The organism is Oceanobacillus sp. GQ8 (assembly GCF_059758495.1).
The window spans coordinates 331,316-354,506 of sequence record NZ_JCAXEV010000001.1 but is presented as its reverse complement, the minus strand read 5'-3'; the positions used below and the strand labels follow the sequence as shown (position 1 = coordinate 354,506).

The following is a 23,191-nucleotide window of genomic DNA, read 5'->3' as shown; positions in this document are numbered from 1 at the left end:
AAATTTTTATTTTAAATAAACGTGAAAGGATCTGTATTGGCAGTAGATGCCAATAGTTCAATACCATTTTCACTAAATTCATTTTCCAAGTATTGAACAACGGCTTCTTTCATTACTTTTTCAGCGTAATGACCCGGGTCAATAATAGCAAGACCTGTTTGCCAAGCATCCTGAGCAGTGTGGAAGGTCATGTCACCCGTAACAAAAGTATCAGCTCCAGCGTTGCGTGCAGCCCGTATATATTTTTCTCCACTTCCGCCTAAAACAGCAACTTTTTTTACCGGGCGGTCAAGGTCGCCTGTAACACGTACCCCAGGTATGTCTAATTGCTTCTTAACTAGTGAACTAAATTCTTGTAGACTTAGTTCCTCTTTCAATGTGCCGACTCTGCCGAGGCCATATTTCTTTCCTTCATTTTCCAATCGGAAGATATCATAGGCCACCTCTTCATATGGGTGTGCGGAAATCGTGGCAGCAAGAATCTTATTTAGCAGACTTTCTTGAACAATGGTTTCTATTTTAACCTCAGGAACAAACTCCATTTTATTTTGGGATCCAATATAAGGGTTTGTCCCTTCTAATGGTTTAAATGTCCCTTCCCCCATAGTTTGAAAAGTACAGTGGCTGTAATTACCGATATGACCTGCTCCTGCTTTTCCTAAGGCCTCACGTAATTCTTTTTGATGTGTTTGAGGTACATAAACTACTAATTTATAAAGTGTTTCTGTTCTCTCTTTTATAAGAACCTTTGTGTTATTTATTTTTAGTTTTTCACAAAGTACATCATTCACTCCACCTTCAGCAATATCCAAGTTTGTATGTGCAGCATAAACGGTTATATTATGTTGTAATAGCTTGTGCAGCACACGCCCCTGTGGTGTATCTGTATTGAGCTGTTTGACTGGTTTAAACAACAATGGATGGTGAGCTATGATTAAGTTCACATTTTTTGCAATAGCTTCGTCCACTACCTCTTCCAATACATCTAATGTTACCATAATCTTTTTAACAGGCGTACTAAAAGAGCCAACTTGCAAACCGACATTATCCCAATCGTAAGCTAGTGATTTTGGAGCAAGTCTTTCCATCGCAGCAAAAACATTTTTATTAGTGATCTTTGTTTTCGTCATTGATTATCTCCTCCATCCATTTTAACTCTTGAGTAAATTGTTTTATTTTAATCTCGTCTTTCACTTTTGCTCGCTCCATTTGCAAAAGAACGCGTTGTAGCTTCTCATACTCGTGACGCCATTTTTTAAAAAATGCTACGTTCCGGTCCTTCATCAAATATGGTCCAAAGAGCAGCTGTCTTTCAAGTAGCTCATCTTGGTAAGGTGAAGACGTATCGTCTCGTTTGGCGGATAATATCTCGTATATATGACCATTCTCTTCTAGAATACCTTCATTTTCAATTATGTAATCATTGTCTAGAAACCATTTTCTTACACTTCTAGCATCTATATTTGGCTGCGCAATGATTTGCTTAACCGAACCAAGCTTATCTTTACCGTCTTCCAATATACTACGAATAAGCGAACCGCCCATCCCTGCAATAACTAATTGGTCTACTTCCTCTTTTTCAAGTACTGCCAATCCATTTCCCAACCGTACATCAATACGATCATTCATGTTAAATTGCTTTACTGTTTTGACTGCACTCTCATAAGGGCCTACATTTACTTCTCCAGCAATCGCTTGAGCAGAATGATCCTGCAGGCACACATAGCATGGTAAATAGGCATGATCCGAACCTATGTCTGCAAAAAATGCTTCTTTTGGTAATAGAGAAGCTACTTTCTTTAATCTTTCAGATAAATTGATATTAAATGACATAACTATCTCAACTTTCTATTATATCGTAATTTCTAGGTAATAAGAAAAGCTTTCTGTCGTAATTGGCAGAAAGCTTAACTATCTGGATTTCATATCGTTAAAACTACTTCTTTTCGGCAAGCCAAGCAGCCAAGACTTCCGCTTCTTGTTCTGTTGCCATTCCTGCTGGCATAGAACCGCGACCATTAATAATAACATCATGTATTTCTTCTTCTGACAATTTGCTTCCTACCTGTGTTAAATCCGGTCCTACTCCACCGGATAGGTCAGCACCGTGGCAGCTTGAACAATTAGATTTAAAGATTGCTTCTGGGTCTTCAGATGTTTCTCCTTCACTAGACTCTCCCTCAGAAGACTCCCCGCCTTCTTCGGTTTGTTCTCCTTCTTCAGCCTGGTGAATTTGTTCACGTTGGTCCAAACCAATAACAGATATAACAATTACAGCAAGTATTCCCAATAGAGCTATTAATGCATATGGGATAACTGGGTTTCTTCTCATTGCGTTTCCTCCTTATGTAATCCCCATATTCTATTTCGCTAGAAAAGACTATTTATATTTTACTCGAAAAACCAAATTGTTTAAAGAGTTTACCTATTAAAATTCACAAAATAATGTAAAGGCAAGTAAATAATAGAGCAACTATACCCGTATAAACTAAATATTTAAGTCGTTGGCGTTTTCCTATCAAGATCCAAGAACAGAAGTTAACTGCAAAAAACAAACTAGTATAAATATCGTGGAAGTGAAGTAACTTCCCAATTGTCAACGTTATTAAGAATATAAGAAATAAGCTTGTAATTAAACCTGCGTGATAGAGTGTATTATCCCTGTTTTTCATAGAGGCATACGTCCAGCCACTGTAGCATAGAAAAAGGAGTAACATACCAAGTTGCAAAAACAGGTCTATTTGCGTAAAATAAAGAACATAGAATGAGAACGGTAACAAAATAGACACTAAAATAATTTGCAAGCTATTCTTAGGTCGTTTTTTAGCGCTATTTTCCTTCCCTGTAACCCCTTCGCCATTGGTATATAACGCAAGTAGGAAATCACAGTATGTATCAGGAAGCAAGTGGTGTTCTTTCCAGTAGTTAATCTCTCTCACAATAGTAGCAATTCTATCCTCTGACATCCCTCACACTCCCATAAAAGAATGCTAAAAGAGCGTTTTTCCTTATAGTAATAGGAGGGGCCATTGAACATGCAGCATGTACAATGACCGTACTACTATTTAATCAAGGAAATCCTTTAATCGTTTGCTTCGGCTAGGATGTCTTAACTTTCTTAGAGCTTTAGCTTCGATCTGACGGATTCTCTCACGTGTCACTCCAAAGACTTTTCCGACTTCCTCAAGCGTTCTAGTTCGTCCGTCGTCAAGTCCAAAACGTAAACGTAATACGTTCTCTTCACGATCTGTTAGTGTGTCAAGTACGTCTTCCAGCTGTTCTTTTAATAATTCATAGGCAGCATGATCTGATGGTGACACTGCTTCCTGATCTTCTATAAAGTCGCCAAGATGTGAATCATCTTCTTCACCGATTGGCGTTTCTAATGATACAGGCTCTTGTGCAATTTTCAAGATATCACGAACTTTGTCTGGTGAGAGTTCCATTTCTTCACCAATTTCTTCTGGTGTAGGCTCCCTACCCAAGTCCTGTAGTAATTGACGTTGTACCCGGATAAGCTTGTTAATGGTTTCAACCATATGAACCGGAATACGGATGGTTCTGGCTTGGTCGGCAATAGCACGCGTAATAGCTTGGCGGATCCACCAAGTTGCATACGTACTAAATTTGAATCCTTTTCGGTAGTCAAATTTCTCAACAGCTTTCATCAGACCCATGTTTCCTTCTTGGATCAGATCGAGAAATAGCATACCTCGTCCAACATAACGTTTAGCAATACTTACAACTAGACGAAGGTTTGCTTCAGCAAGTCGTCTCTTTGCTTCGTCTTCATCATTTTCAATTCTTGTTGCAAGATCAATCTCTTCCGCAGCAGACAAAAGATCCACTCGTCCAATTTCCTTTAAGTACATACGAACAGGATCATTAATTTTGATTCCTAGTGGGACACTCAGATCATTAAGGTTAAATTCTTCTTCCTTAGCAATTTGCTGCATGTTCGGATCATCTTCGGATTCACCAATTATCTCGACACCCTGTTCTCCAAGGTACTCGTAAAATTCATCCATTTGATCAGATTCGATTACAAAATTGGATAGGCGATCAGCTATTTCCTCATATGCCAGCACACCACGCTTTTTCCCCATCTCAAGTAATTGATCTTTTGCTTGTTCAATGGTTAGTTCAGGCTCATTATTTTCTTTGGTTTCTGAAGGCTTATTTTCGGCCATGAGTCCCCCTCCTTCCAGACTACGTTAAATTAATTCGTATTCTTTAATTGTTTTCGTATTTCCATGATTTGTTTAGCAATCTGAGCTGCTTTTAATGGATCATTCTGCCTCTCAGCCATTACTTGTTGATTTTTCAACGATTGAATGTCCGTCACATCATTTGCTTGCGTACGAATCACTCTAATATAATCGTTGATCTCTTTATCACTGATATCTTCAAAAACAGGGGCCATTGCAATTTCAATCACCAGCTGCTTTAACTTTTGGTCAGTTAGCCGTTCAATGAATAAACTTACATCGGCTGTATGACCGTCTTCATAAAAAGCGTATAAATAGGTAGCAATAATTTTGTGCTCATCCACATTAAATGCCGCCCCAAGCTCTTCACGAACATTTTCAGCAATGGATGCGTCCTGTAACATATATGAAATGAGTTTTTTCTCAGCATTTTGAAAAGCAGGTAGTAATTTTTTGCTTCGAACAGATACTATTCCATTATTAGTATATCTGTTCTTTTCGCTCTTATCCTTCACTCTGCCGTTTCTACTTTGGTATGACTGTAACTCACCAGCTAAAGTATCCAGTGATATGTCAAATTCCTTACTTAACTCTTTTAAGTAATATTCCCGTTCCACTGGACTATCAATCATCGCAAGCTGCTCAAGCATTTTTTCAATATACTTAATGCGGTCACCTTCAAGATTTAAATTATACGCTTGACGGTGATATCGCATATAAAACGCGATAAAGGTCTCACTTGCTTTTATCACTTCATTCTGGAAGGCTTCTTTGCCGTATTTCTGAATAAAGCTGTCTGGATCAAGTCCATCCTTTAATCTTGCTATTTTCACTTCACAACCAACAGTGCGCAACAAATCAGCGGCTTTGCTCGTTGCTTCGACACCAGCATTATCTCCGTCATAGCAAATAATAACCGTGTTCACATAACGTTTTAACAATTTCGCTTGATATTCCGTCAGCGATGTTCCCATTGTAGCAACTACATTTCTGACATCGGCCTGGTAGGCGGATATAACGTCCATATATCCCTCAAACAAAACTGCTTCGCCTTCTTTGCGAATGTACTTTCTAGCTAAATCGAAGTTAAACAGTAGCTTACCTTTTTGGAATAAATCACTTTCTGGGCTATTTAGATACTTCGGTTCTTGACCTTCCCCTAAAGCTCGCCCGGCAAATGCAACTGTTTTCCCCAAATGATTTCGGATTGGAAAGATCACCCTGCCCCGAAACCGGTCACTTACACTATTATCATTCAGAAGCGAAACTAAACCTGCTTTGACAAGGATTTGTCTATGAAACCCCTTTTTTTCTAGGAATTCAGCAGTAAAGTCCTTTGCATTTGGTGCAAAACCTAACTGAAATGCATCAATTGCCTCTTCTGCCAACCCTCTAGCTTGTAAATAGTGGTATCCCTCTTTGCCATCTTTCGCATATCGTAATAAGTGATGGTAAAGCTTTGTAACCCATTCATAAGCGGACAGAACGCTCTGGCTTTCCTGTGATAAGGAGGATTCTTTTTTAATCTCCGTGTCAGGTAATTCCTTGCCAGACCTGTCTGCTAAGAATTGTAGTGCTTCATAGAAAGAATAACTTTCCATTTCCATTAGGAAGGTTACAACATTGCCTCCCTTACCACAACCAAAACAGTGAAATATTTGTTTTTCCTGTGTTACGGAGAAGGAAGGAGACTTTTCTCCATGAAACGGACAAAGCCCAAAATAATTCCGACCTTGTTTTTTCAATTGAACGTAGTCCCCGATAACATCCACAATATCATTAGCTTGTCGAATTTCTTCGATTACTGTTTCGGGAATTTGATTTGCCATTGACATCACCATACTATCATTACTATTCGTCGTATAAGAAAGAAAATCCTTCATTATTCGACAATATTTTTTCTTTACGGAGAAAAAATTCCTTCTTTTGCGAAGTATCTCTGAGAAGGATTAGTTGCAAATAACACGTGCAATTATTTTGTTATTTTACTTACTCCATCAAATTCAGGTATGAAGCTCCGTAATAATGACTATCCTAAAACAAGGTTAAACGAATTAAAACGAACTAAATAGTTACTTGCTTTACACTATTTCTACATATTCCATAAAGAATCCTTCTTTTAATTGAATGTTTTACTTTTCAGAATATGCACCAGTCATATAAATAGAACGATTGTTTCTATATATATCTTTACACAAATTACGATTATAATACACTTTAACCAAAAACGCCAGAGTTTAGCACATTAATTTAATTAAAAGTCGTAACAAAAAACATTCTATCTAATGAATAGAATGTTAAATTGTTATCTCCTTAATCCTGAATTAATTGTAATATATTATTCGCCGTCTCTTCGACAGCCTTATTCGAAACATCAATTACTTTACAGCCAATCCGATTGACAACATCATCAAAATAACGAAGCTCCTGATGTATCCTCTCTATATTGGCATATGTAGCCTGCCCACCAAGTCCGAGTGCCTTTAATCGCTCTTTTCTTATTTCATTTAATTTATCTGGGCTAATCCGCAACCCGATACATTTATCAGGATGTACCTCAAAGAGTTCTTCTGGTGGATCAACTTCTGGAACAATAGGAACATTGGCTACCTTTAATCGCTTATGTGCAAGAAATTGTGACAATGGTGTTTTGGAAGTTCGAGAAACACCGATCAGGACGATATCAGCACGTGCAATTCCTCTTGCATCACGGCCATCATCATACTTAACAGCAAATTCAATAGCTTCAACTCTCTTAAAGTAATCTTCATCGAGTTTATGAACAAGCCCTGCTTCCATCCTCGGCAAGTTATCAAAAACACGTTCCATAGAAGCAAGCATAGGACCCATGATATCTATGGCTTCAATATTCATCTCCACAGCCTGATCATTTACGTACTTTCTTAAAACTGGATCAACTAGAGTAAATCCAATCATTCCCTTATTCTCTTTCGTCAGTTGCATTACTTCATCAATTGTACCAGTATCCTCTACATAAGGGATCCGATGTATTTTATACTCTCCATTATTAAACTGACTAAGCCCCGCTTTGATTACAAGTTCAGCGGTTTCTCCGACAGAGTCTGAAATAACGTATACAATCGGTGTCAATGTCATCCATATGCCCCCTTCATATATTAAACTTGGTCATTTGTAATCAGCTCGACAAATACCTTAGTAATAGTAGTCTTGGTAATTCGGCCAATGACTTCAAGGCCCGTTTTTGTGTCCCGTACAACAGGAATTCCGTCTATTTGCTTATTTATCAGCTTCATCGCAACATCAATCAATAAATCTTCTTTTCTGCAGACTGTTATATTCGGCATCCTGGTCATAATAATATGTACTGGCACACTGTTTAAGTCCTGCTGTCCAATGCTTGCTCGCAATAAATCCTTACGGGATAAAACACCAGTTAAACAAAACTGATCATCCACGACAAACAATGTCCCCACATCTTCAAGAAACATGGTTGATATGGCGTCATACACAGACACACTTTCTTTTACCACAATCGGAACATGCTGGAACTGCTGAACCTTAAATTTTTTGATTTGTTCTGTAAGTAACTCCGATCCTGTCTTCCCTGTGAAAAAATAGCCTACTCGCGGTCTAGCATCAAGAAACCCGGCCATCGTCAGGATGGCCAGATCTGGTCTTAATGTTGCACGTGTCAGACTTAATTTTTCTGCGATGTTTTCACCAGTTATCGGTCCAGCTTCTTTTACAATCTCTATAATTCGTTCCTGTCTTTTCGATAATTCCATCAAGCCACCACCTGGCGATCAATATTGCATACTTGCATCATATTATAGCTTATACACAAAGAAAAAGAAAATATAGCAACAAATGTTACTAGAAATGCTGCTTCCATTCAATATTTGCAAGATCAGCGTAGTCTCTAATCAGCATTGCAATCTGCTGAACAAGTGCTAAGCGGTTGGCACGGATATTTTCATCGTCGGCCATGACCATGTTATGTTCAAAGAATTCATGGATAGATTCAGAAAGGGTCGAAAGAACGTCTAATGCAGCTTTTGCCTCTTTCCCCTCTTTTTTATCCTGATATTTCTCTTGCACCAATTGGAAGTTCTGATACAATTTTTTTTCAGAATCTGTTTCAAATAAATTCGTATCCACATTACCAGGCTTTTCTTCCTTGGCGAGATTCAAGAGTCTGACAAGCGCCTCTAGTACTGGCTTGAATGCTTCATCTATTCTAACTGCAGACAATGCTTGTGCTTTTGAAATAGTGTAAGACACATTGCCAATTTCCTCATGCAATACAGCCTGTGTTATATCTTGTTCGACTCCTACTTCTTTCAAGATAAAGCTGGCGCGAGCTGTAAAGAAAGAATGTAGTTCTTTGTGTACATCTGTTTCTTCTTTTATCTGAATACCGGTTTCCTTTAGTAGCTGTACAGTGATAGTCAGTAATTCCTCAAGCGTAATATTCCATCCTCTTGCTTCAAGAATACGCATTACACCAAGAGCTTGACGCCTTAGTCCATATGGGTCCTGTGAGCCTGTTGGCGTAAGCCCTATGGCAATGCAACCCACTATGGTATCTAATTTATCTGCTACACTAACCATTGCGCCAATCTCACTATCAGGTAGTGTACCGTTTGCTTGCACAGGTAAGTAATGTTCTTTTATAGCGCTGGCAACCTGTTCTTTTTCTCCAAAGTGAAGTGCATATTTTTCGCCTATAATCCCTTGAAGCTTGGTAAATTCATTTACCATATTCGTCATAAGGTCAAATTTGCAAATTTCTGCAGTTCTTAATGCCTGCTTTGTAATTTCTTCGTTGCTGTCAAGCCGTTTTGCTAATTCCCCTGTAATACCTATAATGCGTTTTGTTTTATCTCCTATTGTGCCAAGTTTTTCCTGGAAAACAACCTTACCCAATTTTTCTTGGAAAAAGTCTATGGAATGCTTTTTGTCTTCATTGTAGAAGAAAGCTGCATCGGATAAACGAGCACGTAACACTTTCTCATTTCCTTTTATAACCGTCTGTAAGCCGTTTGAATCACCATTACGTACTCCTACGAAATGAGGCAATAGTTCGCCTTCCATTGATTTAACCGGAAAGTATCGTTGGTGTTCCTTCATAGATGTGATGAGTACTTCAGAAGGAAGCTTTAAATACTGTTCTTCAAAAGATCCAATAAAGAGTGTTGGGTATTCAACAAGGTTTCGAACCTCTGCAAGTAATTCTTTATCGACTGGTATTTGATAACCATTCTCCTCTTCAGCTGACTCTATTTCATCTAGAATCATCTTCTCCCTTACACGTGTATCAACAATCACATAACTCTCTTCTAGTTTCCCCTTATACTCTTCTGGATTTGTTAGTGTGATTTTATCTCCTAGAAAGCGGTGGCCGTATGTGACATTACTTGTTATCACGCTTGCTACTTCAAATGGAATTACCTCACTGCCAAATAAAGCAACAATCCATCTAATCGGCCTTGCATAACGTAATGATTGCGTTCCCCAACGCATGTTTTTACCAAATTGGATGGACTCAATAATGGACTGAAATGCCGGAAGTAGCTCATATGTTGGCTTTCCTTTAATCACTTTTGAGACATAAATATAGTTTGTTCCTTTCATTTCTTTGATATAAATATCGGAGACATCTTTTCCCTGTCCTTTAGTAAAGCCTATAGCTGCCTTAGACCAATTACCACTCTCATCTTTGGCAATTTTCTCAGCAGGTCCTTTTGCTTCTTCTTCGATAGTTTCCTGCTCTTCAGCTACCCCTGTAATGTGGACTGCAAGCCTTCTGGGAGTAGAATAGCTATTAATAGAATTAAAAGCAATCCGTTGTTCTTCAAACCAACTTGCCGTCTTCTCTTTTAGTTGGGTTTCTGCATCATCGACAAACCTGGCAGGTAGTTCTTCTAGTCCGATTTCAAGTAAGATATCCTTTGCCATTTACTTCTCCTCCTTTTGAAGCATAGGGAAACCAAGCCTTTCCCGTTCCGCTACATATGCCTTTGCAATGCTTCTGGCAAGATTACGTATCCTTCCAATGTACCCCGTTCTTTCGGTCACGGATATGACTCCTTTGGCATCAAGTAAATTAAAGGTGTGTGAACACTTAAGGACATAATCATATGAAGGAAAGACTAAACCTTTCTCCATCGTTACCTTTGCTTCTTGTTCGTACATTTCGAATAACTGAAACAGCATGTCTGTGTTCGACTGCTCAAACGTATAGACAGAATGCTCGTATTCTGGCTGGAAAAAGATATCCTTTACTGTTACACCTTTTGTCCATTCAAGGTCAAAAACATTTTCTTTATCTTGGATGTATGATGCGAGGCGCTCAATGCCATAAGTAAGCTCTACTGTAACCGGACTCGCTTCTAGACCACCAATTTGTTGAAAGTACGTGAATTGTGTGATTTCCATTCCATCTAACCAAACTTCCCAACCAAGCCCCGCTGCACCCAATGTAGGGTTTTCCCAGTTATCTTCCACGAAGCGAATGTCATGTTTTAAAGGATCAATCCCAAGTTTTTTAAGTGACTCTAGATATAGCTCCTGAATATTATCAGGTGATGGTTTCATGATCACCTGAAACTGGTGGTGCTGATAAAGGCGATTCGGGTTTTCTCCATATCTGCCGTCATCTGGCCGTCTTGATGGCTCTACATATGCTACATTCCATGGTTCTGGTCCAAGGCTTCTCAATAATGTCATGGGTGACATCGTACCAGCACCTTTTTCCACATCATATGCTTGCATGATAATACAATTTTGGTCTGACCAGTGCTTTTGCAAAGTCAAAATCATTTCTTGAATATTCATTGTCACAAACCTCCGTTTTATCAATTGACATGTCATAGCTTTTTGGCTATAAATTTCCTTTCCTAGCGTACAAAAAACCCGTCCCTATGTCTATTGTATAGACATAGGGACGGGTTTTAGCCGCGGTTCCACCCTATTTGCTCAAGCAAGAATGAGCCACTTTATTGGAACTACTCCAGAGGTGCCATTCCTTTATGTACTGTCATTCGGCTTACACGATCCCGAATTCGCTGTGCACAGATCCCAAAAAGTACTAATCTCTATCACTGTAGCTATTATTCACAATGAAATATGTAAAAATAATACGTCATAAACTCCTGTCTTGTCAAGTTGAATCCCTTATGAGAACAAGTCAATCTGTGATAGGAATTTTCTTGATTTTAAATAAAAACCCCCATATGCATCATAGTAACTGTTCAACAACTGTCGAAGGAGGTTTTTATTTTCCTCTTTTACCGAGATAGATCCGACCTGGTCTAAATTAACTGCTGAAAATACATACAAAAGCCGTGTGACGGAATCTGGAAGCTCTACTGCTGCGCCATCTAAATAGCGACACTGTTTACAGAGAAGTCCACCTTCTTGTATGGAAAAAGCATAAGGGCTTTGCTTTCTCCCACAATTGGCACAACGGTCAACAGTTGGAGCAAAACCACCTTTTTGAAAGAGTTTCATTTCCAGCATCATTATGGGAATTACAGGATCTTCTTTTTCTGCAATCCAATGCATAGTCCGCTCGAATTCATCATATATATTGATGTCCGGACTTTTTTGGTCCATTAATTTATCCAGCAATTCAGAGATATAAGCGGCATAAGAGGTTTTTACAATATCTTCTCGTATCGCGCGCAGAGAATGAAGAACCTCTCCCTGCTGCAGGGTGCTTAACCCACTATTTAGATAAACGAAAAATTCACCATAAATGAATGGCTGCGTAACGGCAGCCATTCGGCTTTTAGGTTTTTTAGCACCCTTTGCCAAGAGAGAGAACTTGCCTACCTTTTTACTAAAGATCGTGACTATCTTATTGGTTTCACCATAATCCGTCGTTTTAATTACGAAGCCATTTATTTTCTCTAACACAGACCTTCCCCTTTTCTAACGGAATGTGCCCAAGTTTTCCTACTAAAGCTGTGAATCCATTGAAGTTTCTTCCTGCTCCGTCTGTCCAGTAATAGTATTGTTTGGTTCATTTTCCAACTCTTTCATTAATAAATAGGTTTCAATGTTTCCCGTCTGACTAAAAACTCTCCAGGTTAAGTCGATCACAAGAAACCCCACCTTTCTTTTTAGTTTGAAAATGTAACTCATTAATTAGAATGACCACACGAGCTAAAACAATTAGTATAAAAATTTACCATGTTTAATATTCGTCGCTTCTAAACCCGTATTCATGAAGCTGATTTTGTTTGTTTCTCCAGTCTTTTTTTACCTTTACCCAAAGTTCGAGATAAACTTTTGATCCAAGTAATGCTTCAATATCTTGTCTAGCATATTTTCCAATATTTTTCAGCATGCTCCCCTGTTTACCAATTAGAATGCCTTTTTGTGTCTTTCTTTCTGTCACTATGGTCGCTTGAATAAACAGCGAGTTATTATCCCGTTCTTCCATGTTTTCCATGACAACAGCTATGGAATGGGGTATCTCTTCTCTTGTTAATTGCAATACTTTTTCTCGAATCAGTTCAGTAATAATAAAACGTTCAGGGTGATCCGTCACCTGATCCTCGGGATAGTATTGAGGACCTTCAGGCAAATTACCTTTCAAAACGTCTAGTAAGTGGGTCACATTATTTCCTTCAAGCGCCGAAATAGGGATGACTTCTTCAAATTGCAATTTCCCTTTGTATTGCTCAATTAGAGGGAAAAGGTCATCAGGGTGGATCAGATCTATTTTATTTATAACAAGATAGACTGGTCGATTTACATTTTGTAGCATATCGAGGATATACTGATCTCCTCTGCCATATCCTTCTTTTGCATTAATCATAAATAAAATAGAATCCACCTCATTAAGCGTGTTTTCCGCTGTCTTGACCATAAAATCTCCCAGGCGATGCTTTGGTTTGTGAATCCCTGGGGTGTCGATAAAGACAATTTGGGCGTCATCCTGTGTGAGTACCCCTTGAATCTTATTTCTTGTGGTTTGCGCTTTGTCACTCATAATAGCAATTTTTTGTCCAATTACTTTGTTCATAAACGTTGATTTCCCCACATTGGGTCTACCGATGATTGCTACAAATCCTGATTTGAAATTTTCCATGATGTTTCCTCCAAGACGAGATTTCTTTTTATTATCATACTACAAATACTAGCTACTTTCATATAATCGACAAAACCTTTAAAAACTTTCTATCTTCTGCAAGAATATTACACGTTCTCTTATTACGTCAGTGCCTATTGAAAAGCTTTAAATTATAAGTCAAATTAGAAAAAACAGGGTTTCGCTCGACTTTTAGCGAAAATAATCTCCTTTTACATTTGGCTCTTGGAATTAGAGTTCTCCAAAATAAAATGTATTTACTTACCTACGTGAAAAAAGCCCCTCCTCGGGACTTTATATACCCACTATTTTAGGGATAAAAACAACCAACCCTATAATTGCCGCCATGATAGCACAAAGCAACACTGCCCCCGCAGACAGATCCTTCACAATTTTTGCTTTTGGATGAATCTCTGGATTAAGGTAGTCAAGCATTTTTTCAATTGCGCTGTTCACACATTCCGTCACTAAAACGCTACCTATCGCTACTACAATAAATAACCATTCTACCTGGCTCAATTGCATAACCAACCCAGTCATGATGACAATAGCAGTTACAAGCAGGTGAATTCGGAAATTTCTTTCCGACCTCACCACACTTATAATACCATTCCAAGCAAATTTAAAGCCAATGGACTTTCGATTATCTTTCAATGCCAAATGCACCCAAGATTTCTTCTTGTCTTTTAAACATAACCACTTCGTCTTCTTTTCTAATATGGTCATATCCTAGCAAATGAAGAAAGCCATGAAGTGTGAGAAATGCTAATTCACGCTCAAGTGAATGATTATAATCGTCAGCCTGTTCTTTCGCCTTATCAACAGAGATGACGATATCACCAAGAATAAGTGGCATCTCATCGCCAACGATGTTTAACTCACCTTCAACCGTTTCCTGCATCGCAAAAGAGATGACATCTGTAGGTACATCCTTTTGTCGATAATTTCTGTTCAGCTCCTGAATTTCATCGTTATCAACAAAATTAATCGACATTTCTGCCTCAGTAGAGATTTTTTCCTCTTTTGCTGCAAATCTTATAAGTTGTTGAAGCATGTCAATATAATCACTATCCACTGTATTAGTACTGTCATGAAAATCAATATACATACTATTTTGCCTCCTTCATTGGGTATTGAATTCTTGAATGGAATATCCCTTTGAGTGTATCACAGATGGTACGTTGTACTAAATTTAAATCCTGTAGCGTTAATGGACTTTCATCCAACTGCCCATCTGTCATTCTATCTCTAATAATGGAGGCCACAATATCCTCAATTTTTTCCTCAGTTGGCTCTTTTAAAGATCGAACAGCTGCCTCAACAGAATCACAAATACAAATAATGGCAGCTTCTTTTGTCTGGGGTTTGGGCCCGGGATAACGATAGTCGGATTCCTTCACATCTTTATTTTTATCCTTTTCTTTGTAATAAAAGTATTTCAATAGTGTTGTTCCATGATGCTGGGATGCAATATCAATGATCTCTTTTGGTATGCGATATTTTTGTAGCATTTCAGCTCCATCATAAGGATGGCTAATAATAATTTCTGCACTTTGCTTCGGACTAATCACATCATGTGGGTTTTTAATGGCTAGCTGATTTTCAATAAAATAATGCGGTCTTACGGTTTTCCCCATGTCATGATAATATGCCCCGACCCTCGCTAACAAACCATTTGCTCCAATCGCTTCACACGCTGTTTCACTGAGATTAGCAACCATAATTGAATGATGATAGGTCCCAGGTGCTTCTGTTAACAGTTTTTTTAGCAATGGCTGATTAGGACTAGAAAGCTGCAACAATTTGATATCAGAAAGGATACCAAGGACGGTCTCAAAAAATGGTAATAACCCTATAGTTAATACTGCTGACAAGAAAGCCGCTCCGATTCCATATGCTGTTTGAATAAATATATCTCCAATAGCATATTTTTCGAAGGATAGAAATACAAATGATAGTAGTGTTACAATATTTACAATAGACATTCCTGCTCCGGCCTTCAAAATCGCCAAACGATCCTTCACATTCATAAGGAAAATGATAGCTGCTAGCTGTGATAGCAAAAAATAAATACCAGCTTCAATATTTAGTGAGCCTGGAATTTGATAATTGAAAATAATGCTTCCCAAAGTGGCATATATTACACTCAAAACAATAGCTGAGCGCTCATGGATTAATTGTTTAATGAGCAGCACACCCGTCGCCAACGGAACTACAAAGAATAACTGATTGCTTTGTGTCGTATATAAGCTAACGATTTTCATCAAAGAAACAACAATGACACTTATCAGCACAATGGAAGCAATTTTACGCTTATCTGCATGAAACTTTTTTGTAACCCAATTCATTTCATACGCTACAAAACAGGATAGTAAAATGACTAAGAAGCCTAAGCCAATGATGGGGTATATATTACGCTCATTATTAAGCAATCCAACAAGCTTCATTTCTTCGTAAACTTCATTTGTAATGGTTTGGCCTTCACGCACGATCACTTCACCAGCTCGTATCATCACCGGCTCTACACTACTAGCAGCGTTTTTACGTGCTTCGCTTGTATTCTCTGCATCATAGATAGAATTTTCCACTACAGCGAAGTTTGCTAATTCTGATAATACTTCTGTAACATTCTCATTTAATGAGGAATATGCAATAATTTCCTTGGCATTTGATCTAGCACTAGCTAAGCTTTCTGTTCTTACACCCGTTTCAAAGGTATCATTTAATGCTTCAAGCAGTATTTCTTTGCCTTTTCCACGCTGCTCTTCGGGCATGTTCACAAGACTTGATAGCGTAGCATCGCTCAACTCCTCTGTAATTTCATCTGAAAGAATCTGCTTTAAACGCTGCACTTTTTCCTGACTAGTCAGCGGTACCCTTGTTGCATCTTCATTATTCTCTTCAGTATTGGAATTCTCTTCTTCAAGCTTTGAAATCGCTTCAAAAACCTCGTTCGTATAAGATAGACGCTCCTCTGTAATTTCTTCTGAGATATTGAACCTGTCTTCAACAGACTGGACGGTCTCTCTCGTTTTTCTTTGTGTTTCTTGTTCATTTTCTATGGTGATTGGAGAACGGATTGTTTCCGTGGCATTTGCAAACCGTTCTATATTGTATACTTCTGTATGTACGTTTCCCAGTGTTATGAAGAAGAAGAAAACGGCAATCAACACTGTCGCTATTAATATAAGAAACCAGTTCTTTCTTAAACTTCGATAAACCCTCTTATTTAACCCTTTGTTCTTTTTCAATTTCTCTCCCCCCCCACATCCATCTCAATAGAAAAACTGAATATCCCTTTTTAGTAGTTCTGCATAATTTGTATTTTAAAACGAATAGAGAATAAGACCCTTCTCAGGGTCTTATTTAGCTTGATTCCCCTTTTTCGTACGCATTTATAATACGTTGTACTAGAGGATGACGGACAACATCTGTTTGCTCCAGATAGGTAAAAGAAATACCTTTTACTTGATCAAGCATCTGTGCAGCAGCCTGTAATCCGGATTTTTTCCCTTTTGGAAGATCTATCTGGGTGACATCACCGGTAATAACCATTTTTGAACCAAAGCCTAATCTTGTTAAAAACATTTTCATTTGTTCAGGTGTTGTATTTTGAGCCTCATCTAAAATGACAAAAGCATCATCCAATGTTCTCCCCCTCATATAAGCAAGAGGTGCAATTTCTATTGTTTCTCGTTCGATTAACCTTTGCGTATGTTCTACTCCCAAAACATCGTGTAAAGCATCGTACAAGGGACGAAGGTATGGATCAACTTTCTCTTTTAGATCACCAGGTAAGAAACCTAGGCTTTCTCCTGCTTCTACAGCTGGTCGTGTTAAGATGATCTTCTTGATATTGCCATTTTTTAGAGCATGTACAGCCATTACAACTGCTAGATACGTTTTACCGGTTCCTGCTGGTCCAATACCGAACACAAGATCATTTGCTTTAATGGATGCAATATACTTCTTTTGACCAAGTGTTTTGACACGGATGGATTTCCCTTTAACATTTTTAGTTATCTCATCCTCAAATAAAGTTTCAAACTGATCAATCTTACCTTTTTTTGCCAGGTCAACAGCATATACGACGTCGCGTTCAGAAATGGTTAACCCTTTTCTAATAAGAGATAACATGGTTAAGAGTATGTTCTGCACAAGCGTAATATTGGTCTCATCTCCTGATACGCGAACGACTTCTCCTCTTGTAACAATAGAAACATTTAACTGTTCTTCCAATTGAAGAAGATATTTATCGTTTGTTCCAAACAAGGCTAACGCTTCATTTGGACTGTTGAGTTGTAAATCAATTTCCGTTAGGTTCTCTGACATAATCAATCTCCTTGAGTTAAAGGTTGGGCTTTTGCAATGTTCTCTTCAACGTTAATATATAAGTTTAATTTAACTTTACCATTCTCGATTGTTTCATGCAAAACTTTTTCGGAAACGATTACGGCATCCGGGCCAAGTTGGAGTGCCAACTCTTGTTTTGCCTGCTCAATTCCTGCTTTAACCGCTTCCTCCTGAGAACGTTCTACACTAGTATACGTTTTTTCATTCAAAGTGGTTTCAATAAATTGTACAGGCAACTCCCATTTTAAAAATTTGATCTTGTTCTGATTTATTTCCCTATGAATATGTTTGTAATCTGGTGTACCAAATCCCCATACTGGCAAATGGAAATTCCCAGCTTTTAAGAAGAATTTTTTTTCTTTATTTCCTGTTAAGCTCTCATAGCTTGTTTCCAATGGAGCTGTTACGTTCACTTCATACCAAGTAGTTGCAATAATCTCACCTTCAGCTGCTACTAGCTCTTTTTTTGCTTCTTTCTTTTTATCTTCTTCCTTATTATCTTCTGTAGTTGTCTCGTTTATAACACCTGAAACAAGCTTATCACCAGGTTTCACATAATCGTTTACTTGAACCATTGCTAGCCCATTTGAGACATACATTTTCTTGATGACCCCTTTTTTGGTTGCTACTAGATCCCTTGGTCCTATAGGCTCTTCTTCTTCGACAATGATTTTCTCTACCCCTTCGAGAGAGAAGGTTGTCCCTTTTTGCTCCACACCTACCCATAATAGCTCAGGCACATCCTTAACTAATTTCTGTTGAATCTCATTTGGGGACTTTAATGAGAAAATCCAAGCCCCTGGATGTATACCATCACTTTGTAGCTGCTTATTAATTTTTTCTTCAATATCCTTAGGAACCCCCGTTATTTTAACCTCCCAAATAATATTAGAGAGAAATAAAATAAGAAACATGCTAAGGATTATGCCAAGTAATAATTCCTTACGTCTAACAAATCTTCGTAATAGAAAGGGATAGCCTTTTCTATCGGTAAACTTTAATTTGTAATTGGTTTGTTTATTAAGTTTACGAAGATATTTAAGGTCCCGTAGCTTTAAGTTACCATCACACCTATCAGGTGCTTTCTTTCTAACATTCCAGACCGTTATTCCAGCGCTTGTACAATATTGAAAAAAAAGCTCAGGCTTTTCACCTGTGACGGATAATGTAACATAACCTGTCAGATAAGAATCCTGTACCTGTTTCATTTTTTCCCCCTTAACACCCTAGTTATTCTGGTACAAACTTCACTTCCTGAATGGTGCCCTCTAATAAGATTTCTTCCGGTAGCATCATCTTTAATACAAAGCCCGATCCCGTTATTTGAATAAATCCTTTATTTATTTTCAGCTTAAGCTCTGTTTCAGAATATGTGGCCAGGCCTTTATGATTCTCAATGTAGACATGTAACTGTCCTATAATGGTGATGCGTGGAAGTTCAAGCACTATATCAGAAGGAAGCGCAAGATATTTTATTAACCACGGGCGAATCCCTTGTTGCAATTTCTTCACAGATGCAGCCCCCTCTCCTCTACATATTTATGTTTCCAATACTTTAATAAGAACTGGAAACGTAGAAAACAACCTGTCTTAAGGGGCATTTACAAAATAAAATTCCAATAAAAAAATCCAGAACAAGGAAGGATATATTCCTCATTCTGGATTATCTATTATTTTCTTTCTGACGTTACACTTCGATAAGGCTTCTTAGCTCTTGGTGGTCCAAGTATCTCAGCCATGATTACCCCATTTGCAACACCTTGCTTTGTGAGGTTGCGGTCGAACCGTTTCTTAAACTTTTTTTGTTTGGTAGATAACTGTTCTTCTTTCTTTTCCTTTACTTCCCTCAACGAGGAGCTTCTCTGCAGATTATCTGGAATGCTTTTTGCAGAGCGCTTAGTTGTAGCATACCTATCAGCCAACTGATCAAGTTGGCTCTGATGCTTCTCCTCAACAGAAGAAGTATCTACTGTGCTATGTTGAGTGTTTGTGGAAGTAGATGTTCTTTGGCTCGGCATATTCGTTCTTCCCGACGGTGTTGAAGTTGGCCGGGGCTGATTGGGAGACTGCTGTTCTCCCTTATTATCAGATCCATTTTTAAAAAAGCCAATAATACCGGCAACAATGGCAATTAGGATGAAAATATTGCCAAAAATTGCTTCCATTAAATTGGATATAGCATCCATTTACAAAACGCCTCCTTTATTACCAAAGCGCTTAGTTTTGATCGTTGTCATCGTGATTTTCAGACAATTTACCAAGCGAGTCACGCATGTCAGTATCTGCATCAATATTTCTATAATTCATATAATCCATTACTCCAAGATTTCCTGAACGTAATGCTTCTGCAAGAGCCAATGGAACATCTGCCTCTGCTTCTACCACTTTAGCACGCATTTCTTGTACTCTAGCAACCATTTCCTGTTCTTGTGCAACAGCCATTGCACGACGTTCTTCGGCTTTTGCTTGCGCGATGTTTTTATCAGCCTCTGCCTGATCAGTTTGCAGAATGGCTCCAATGTTTTTCCCGATATCCACGTCTGCAATATCGATCGAAAGGATTTCAAACGCTGTACCAGCATCAAGTCCACGATTTAACACATTATGTGAGATGGAATCCGGATTTTCCAGTACTTTAGTATGAGCTTCTGAGCTACCAATTGTACTTACCACACCTTCACCAACACGGGCAATAACAGTTTCTTCGCCCGCACCACCGACCAAACGGTCAATGTTTGCTCTAACTGTAATTCTCGCTTTTGCTTTTACTTCAATCCCATCCATCGCAATACCGGCAATAAATGGCGTTTCAATCACCTTAGGATTTACACTCATTTGTACAGCTTCCAGTACGTCACGCCCAGCAAGGTCAATAGCTGCTCCTCGTTCAAAAGGAAGCTCGATATTTGCTCTGTGAGCGGCAATTAGCGCATTAACTACTCTGTCCACATTACCACCAGCAAGGTAATGACTCTCAAGCTGGTTCGTTGTCACATCAAGCCCGGCTTTATGTGCTTTAATCAATGGGTTAATAACACGATTTGGCACAACACGACGAAGACGCATACCAATCAATGTAAAGATGCCCACTTTCACACCGGCAGCTAGTGCGCTAATCCATAGCATCACGGGTATGAAAGTAAATAAAATTGCTACTGCAATCAATATTACCGCTATAATAATTAACGGCATTAGATCTTGTATTTCCATGTAAGTTCCTCCTGTTAATTGTTTTTATTTATTAAAGTTAGATTTCTCTAACTACAATACGAGCTCCTTCTACCTTAACGATCTTCACGTTTCGGTTTGTTTCAATAAAACTACCTTCTGACACTACATCGAGACGCTCATTGTCAAACACTGCTGTACCGGCAGGACGAAGTGGCGTAACCGTCTTACCTTCCAGCCCTAATAGCTCTAAGCGATTTGCTGTCGACACATATCCCAGTTCAGTAGTTGTTTGGTCTCTTAGAATGATATGGCGAAAGACCCCTTTGTCTAGGCCAATTCTTCTAAATAAAATGACGGAGGCAATAACAGCGACCATAAAGGCTATTGCGATACTCATAGACATATGGCCAATGTCATACCCAGACATCAGCAGAGATCCAATGATAGCGCCAATTCCCAATAAGCCAAGAATTCCCCCAGGGACAAAAAATTCTACAATTAGTAACACAACTCCTAGTAGGAGAAGAATCATGGCTTCCATACCCGCCAAACCTGCTACAAAGTGGCCATAGAAAAATAAGATTAACGCGATAATGCCCATGGATCCTGGTACACCAAAACCTGGAGAATAGAGTTCTACAATCAAGCCTAGACTGGCTACTGATAGTAGGATAGGAATAACAATAGGATTGGTCAGAAATCTAGCTACCTCCTCAGCAATTGTTGTTTCTTTTTCAACAATAGTAGCGTCAGAAAGACCAAGCTCATTTAATAGTTCTACTCTGTCATCAACCGTACCTTCTGAATAATCAACTTCTGTTGCAATACTTGGAGTTAAGGTTAAATACTCTCCCTCTCCTGCACCGTACTCGGATAGATCAATACTTGGATCTGCCATGGCAGCTGCATATAGCGGATCTCTACCTTTAGACTCCGCAGCACTTCGCATCGATGCAAGCCACGCAGATTGTGCTTTTTTATCTGCAGCATTTCCATCAGAAGTAATAACACCACTTGCACCCATGGTCGCTTGTGGACGCATGTATATTGTATCCGTATTTAATGCAATGTATGAGCCAGCGGACAATGCTTCATTTACTACGAATGATGTAGTTGGTATTTCCAACGCCTGTAAATGACCTGCTATCTGTCCAGCAGAATCCACTCGACCGCCTGGTGTATTTATTTCAAAGATGATATGATCTGCACCCTGTTCGACAGCTTCATCTGTCGTTCTTTTCAAAAAAGCTTCCAGTCCCCGTTCTACTTCCTTTTCAATAGGAATCACATAAACTGTTTTACCTGCCCCATTATCAGCATGAGCAATGCTTTTTATAAAAGGGGTACATAAAAATAAAACGGAAAATATTAGTACTATGTATGGTAGCAGCCTCTTTCTTGACAATATAGGATTCACCTCCTCTAAACTGTTCCTCTTTATATATACGGAATCGTAAGGAGTAAAGTTTCATTTTTCTTTATACTCCTCTAAATAGTATCATATATTCGAGACTGTTTGTAAATTTTAAACAAACTTACTTAGACTACAATTAATAATTGATACAAGTTACAAAAAATATTGTTGAGAAGAAAAGTTCGTATAAAAAAAATCCCTGCTAATGCTAGCAGGGATTTTTTTTATTTAAATTAGTCCAAATGCTGTTGTACGAGTTTGTTAATCCGAGAGCCATCTGCCTTACCTTTAACCTTTGGCATGACAGCACTCATCACTTTACCCATATCTTTCTTAGATGTTGCGTTAACTTCCCGAATCGTTGACTGAACAATTACCTCAAGCTCTTCTTCTGTAAGCTGTTTCGGCATATATTCTTGCAAAATATTGATTTCAACTTCAAGTTTTTTAACAAGATCTTCGCGTCCAGCTGATTTGAATTCTTGGAGGGAATCTTTTCTTTGCTTTAACTCTCTTGAAAGGATTGTTAATTCTTCATCCTCACTAATTGAGTCTTTACCAAGCTTAATTGATTCATTTTGCAATGAAGATTTAACCATACGGATAACGCTCAGTTTTTCTTTATCCTTCTGCTTCATTGCCTGCTTCATATCTTGATTCAGCTGTTCAAGTAATCCCATGCTCTTGCACCCACTTTAGAATTTACGCTTTCTAGCAGCTTCAGATTTCTTCTTACGCTTAACACTAGGTTTTTCATAATGTTCACGCTTGCGATATTCCTGCAGTGTACCACTTTTTGACACACTACGCTTGAAGCGACGAAGAGCATCCTCAAGAGACTCGTTTTTACGAACGCGAGTTGTATTTGACATGCTAATTTCCCTCCCTCCGAAGCACAAAAAAGAATTGTACCGGCATATGTAATCTGCTATCACATGCCTTGTTAAAGTATAATATATTCCT

General features: G+C 38.5%; 24 protein-coding genes. All 24 read right to left on the bottom strand.

Annotation, left to right across the window (positions count from 1 at the left end):
- Window positions 1-11: 11 nt before the first annotated feature.
- The gene (locus AC6CHS_RS01850; protein WP_498233749.1) at window positions 12-1,130 is read right to left on the bottom strand and encodes a Nif3-like dinuclear metal center hexameric protein; all 1,119 of its coding nucleotides are present in this window, start codon (window positions 1,128-1,130) and stop codon (window positions 12-14) included.
- The gene (locus AC6CHS_RS01845; RefSeq protein ID WP_498233748.1) at window positions 1,108-1,833 is read right to left on the bottom strand and encodes a tRNA (adenine(22)-N(1))-methyltransferase; all 726 of its coding nucleotides are present in this window, start codon (window positions 1,831-1,833) and stop codon (window positions 1,108-1,110) included. The genes AC6CHS_RS01850 and AC6CHS_RS01845 overlap by 23 nt, the downstream gene beginning before the upstream one ends.
- 103 nt (window positions 1,834-1,936) lie before the next feature.
- Window positions 1,937-2,332 (bottom strand): cytochrome c550, encoded by a 396-nt coding sequence (cccA, locus tag AC6CHS_RS01840; RefSeq protein WP_498233747.1) that lies wholly within the window; start codon window positions 2,330-2,332, stop codon window positions 1,937-1,939.
- 103 nt (window positions 2,333-2,435) lie between these two features.
- Window positions 2,436-2,966: a hypothetical protein gene (locus AC6CHS_RS01835; protein ID WP_498233746.1), complete on the bottom strand. Its 531-nt coding sequence runs from the start codon at window positions 2,964-2,966 to the stop codon at window positions 2,436-2,438.
- Window positions 2,967-3,065: 99 nt separating this feature from the next.
- Complete coding sequence (rpoD, locus tag AC6CHS_RS01830; protein WP_498233745.1) at window positions 3,066-4,190, bottom strand: RNA polymerase sigma factor RpoD; 1,125 nt, start codon at window positions 4,188-4,190, stop codon at window positions 3,066-3,068.
- Between the two features lie 29 nt (window positions 4,191-4,219).
- Window positions 4,220-6,037 (bottom strand): DNA primase, encoded by a 1,818-nt coding sequence (gene dnaG, locus AC6CHS_RS01825; RefSeq protein ID WP_498234538.1) that lies wholly within the window; start codon window positions 6,035-6,037, stop codon window positions 4,220-4,222.
- 484 nt (window positions 6,038-6,521) lie between these two features.
- Entirely contained in the window at window positions 6,522-7,325 is an 804-nt protein-coding gene (locus AC6CHS_RS01820) for a pyruvate, water dikinase regulatory protein (RefSeq protein WP_498233744.1), read from the bottom strand.
- Between the two features lie 20 nt (window positions 7,326-7,345).
- Complete coding sequence (gene ccpN / locus AC6CHS_RS01815) at window positions 7,346-7,975, bottom strand: transcriptional regulator CcpN (RefSeq protein WP_498233743.1); 630 nt, start codon at window positions 7,973-7,975, stop codon at window positions 7,346-7,348.
- Between the two features lie 88 nt (window positions 7,976-8,063).
- Window positions 8,064-10,148: a glycine--tRNA ligase subunit beta gene (glyS, locus tag AC6CHS_RS01810; protein WP_498233742.1), complete on the bottom strand. Its 2,085-nt coding sequence runs from the start codon at window positions 10,146-10,148 to the stop codon at window positions 8,064-8,066.
- The gene (gene glyQ, locus AC6CHS_RS01805) at window positions 10,149-11,027 is read right to left on the bottom strand and encodes a glycine--tRNA ligase subunit alpha (protein WP_106896957.1); all 879 of its coding nucleotides are present in this window, start codon (window positions 11,025-11,027) and stop codon (window positions 10,149-10,151) included.
- A 339-nt stretch (window positions 11,028-11,366) separates the two neighbouring features.
- Window positions 11,367-12,110 (bottom strand): DNA repair protein RecO, encoded by a 744-nt coding sequence (recO, locus tag AC6CHS_RS01800; protein ID WP_498233741.1) that lies wholly within the window; start codon window positions 12,108-12,110, stop codon window positions 11,367-11,369.
- 42 nt (window positions 12,111-12,152) lie between these two features.
- Window positions 12,153-12,296, bottom strand: a complete 144-nt coding sequence (locus tag AC6CHS_RS01795; protein WP_081779328.1) for a YqzL family protein — start codon at window positions 12,294-12,296, stop codon at window positions 12,153-12,155.
- 94 nt (window positions 12,297-12,390) lie between these two features.
- Window positions 12,391-13,293 carry a GTPase Era gene (gene era, locus AC6CHS_RS01790; RefSeq protein WP_498234536.1) on the bottom strand — a complete coding sequence of 301 codons (903 nt, stop codon included), beginning with the start codon at window positions 13,291-13,293 and terminating at the stop codon, window positions 12,391-12,393.
- Between the two features lie 291 nt (window positions 13,294-13,584).
- Window positions 13,585-13,944 carry a diacylglycerol kinase family protein gene (locus AC6CHS_RS01785; protein WP_498233740.1) on the bottom strand — a complete coding sequence of 120 codons (360 nt, stop codon included), beginning with the start codon at window positions 13,942-13,944 and terminating at the stop codon, window positions 13,585-13,587.
- Window positions 13,934-14,398: an rRNA maturation RNase YbeY gene (gene ybeY, locus AC6CHS_RS01780; protein WP_498233739.1), complete on the bottom strand. Its 465-nt coding sequence runs from the start codon at window positions 14,396-14,398 to the stop codon at window positions 13,934-13,936. The genes AC6CHS_RS01785 and ybeY overlap by 11 nt, the downstream gene beginning before the upstream one ends.
- A gap of 1 nt (window position 14,399) precedes the next feature.
- Window positions 14,400-16,541, bottom strand: a complete 2,142-nt coding sequence (locus AC6CHS_RS01775; protein ID WP_498233738.1) for an HD family phosphohydrolase — start codon at window positions 16,539-16,541, stop codon at window positions 14,400-14,402.
- Window positions 16,542-16,656: 115 nt separating this feature from the next.
- A complete protein-coding gene (locus AC6CHS_RS01770; protein WP_498233737.1) occupies window positions 16,657-17,622 on the bottom strand; it encodes a PhoH family protein in 966 nt (321 codons plus the stop codon).
- A 2-nt stretch (window positions 17,623-17,624) separates the two neighbouring features.
- Window positions 17,625-18,851, bottom strand: coding sequence for a sporulation protein YqfD (gene yqfD / locus AC6CHS_RS01765; protein ID WP_498233736.1), 1,227 nt, complete (start codon window positions 18,849-18,851; stop codon window positions 17,625-17,627).
- Window positions 18,852-18,873: 22 nt separating this feature from the next.
- Window positions 18,874-19,155: a sporulation protein YqfC gene (yqfC, locus tag AC6CHS_RS01760; protein ID WP_036572516.1), complete on the bottom strand. Its 282-nt coding sequence runs from the start codon at window positions 19,153-19,155 to the stop codon at window positions 18,874-18,876.
- 158 nt (window positions 19,156-19,313) lie between these two features.
- Entirely contained in the window at window positions 19,314-19,829 is a 516-nt protein-coding gene (locus AC6CHS_RS01755) for a YqfB family membrane protein (protein WP_498233735.1), read from the bottom strand.
- A gap of 31 nt (window positions 19,830-19,860) precedes the next feature.
- On the bottom strand, window positions 19,861-20,853 hold the full coding sequence (gene floA, locus AC6CHS_RS01750) for a flotillin-like protein FloA (protein ID WP_106896966.1): 993 nt from the start codon (window positions 20,851-20,853) through the stop codon (window positions 19,861-19,863).
- 37 nt (window positions 20,854-20,890) lie between these two features.
- On the bottom strand, window positions 20,891-22,219 hold the full coding sequence (locus AC6CHS_RS01745; protein ID WP_498233734.1) for an NfeD family protein: 1,329 nt from the start codon (window positions 22,217-22,219) through the stop codon (window positions 20,891-20,893).
- Window positions 22,220-22,461: 242 nt separating this feature from the next.
- Window positions 22,462-22,908 (bottom strand): GatB/YqeY domain-containing protein, encoded by a 447-nt coding sequence (locus AC6CHS_RS01740; protein WP_036572509.1) that lies wholly within the window; start codon window positions 22,906-22,908, stop codon window positions 22,462-22,464.
- Window positions 22,909-22,923: 15 nt separating this feature from the next.
- Window positions 22,924-23,100 (bottom strand): 30S ribosomal protein S21, encoded by a 177-nt coding sequence (gene rpsU / locus AC6CHS_RS01735; RefSeq protein WP_010650937.1) that lies wholly within the window; start codon window positions 23,098-23,100, stop codon window positions 22,924-22,926.
- Between the last annotated feature and the right edge of the window lie 91 nt (window positions 23,101-23,191).

Bases quoted from the DNA above. Each gene is read 5' to 3' on its own strand.
- AC6CHS_RS01850 (WP_498233749.1), bottom strand. From the start codon at position 1,130: ATGACGAAAACAAAGATCACTAATAAAAATGTTTTTGCTGCGATGGAA.
- AC6CHS_RS01845 (WP_498233748.1), bottom strand. From the start codon at position 1,833: ATGTCATTTAATATCAATTTATCTGAAAGATTAAAGAAAGTAGCTTCT.
- cccA (WP_498233747.1), bottom strand. From the start codon at position 2,332: ATGAGAAGAAACCCAGTTATCCCATATGCATTAATAGCTCTATTGGGA.
- AC6CHS_RS01835 (WP_498233746.1), bottom strand. From the start codon at position 2,966: ATGTCAGAGGATAGAATTGCTACTATTGTGAGAGAGATTAACTACTGG.
- rpoD (WP_498233745.1), bottom strand. From the start codon at position 4,190: ATGGCCGAAAATAAGCCTTCAGAAACCAAAGAAAATAATGAGCCTGAA.
- dnaG (WP_498234538.1), bottom strand. From the start codon at position 6,037: ATGGCAAATCAAATTCCCGAAACAGTAATCGAAGAAATTCGACAAGCT.
- AC6CHS_RS01820 (WP_498233744.1), bottom strand. From the start codon at position 7,325: ATGACATTGACACCGATTGTATACGTTATTTCAGACTCTGTCGGAGAA.
- ccpN (WP_498233743.1), bottom strand. From the start codon at position 7,975: ATGGAATTATCGAAAAGACAGGAACGAATTATAGAGATTGTAAAAGAA.
- glyS (WP_498233742.1), bottom strand. From the start codon at position 10,148: ATGGCAAAGGATATCTTACTTGAAATCGGACTAGAAGAACTACCTGCC.
- glyQ (WP_106896957.1), bottom strand. From the start codon at position 11,027: ATGAATATTCAAGAAATGATTTTGACTTTGCAAAAGCACTGGTCAGAC.
- ybeY (WP_498233739.1), bottom strand. From the start codon at position 14,398: ATGTATATTGATTTTCATGACAGTACTAATACAGTGGATAGTGATTAT.
- AC6CHS_RS01770 (WP_498233737.1), bottom strand. From the start codon at position 17,622: ATGTCAGAGAACCTAACGGAAATTGATTTACAACTCAACAGTCCAAAT.
- yqfD (WP_498233736.1), bottom strand. From the start codon at position 18,851: ATGAAACAGGTACAGGATTCTTATCTGACAGGTTATGTTACATTATCC.
- AC6CHS_RS01755 (WP_498233735.1), bottom strand. From the start codon at position 19,829: ATGGATGCTATATCCAATTTAATGGAAGCAATTTTTGGCAATATTTTC.
- floA (WP_106896966.1), bottom strand. From the start codon at position 20,853: ATGGAAATACAAGATCTAATGCCGTTAATTATTATAGCGGTAATATTG.
- AC6CHS_RS01740 (WP_036572509.1), bottom strand. From the start codon at position 22,908: ATGGGATTACTTGAACAGCTGAATCAAGATATGAAGCAGGCAATGAAG.
- rpsU (WP_010650937.1), bottom strand. From the start codon at position 23,100: ATGTCAAATACAACTCGCGTTCGTAAAAACGAGTCTCTTGAGGATGCT.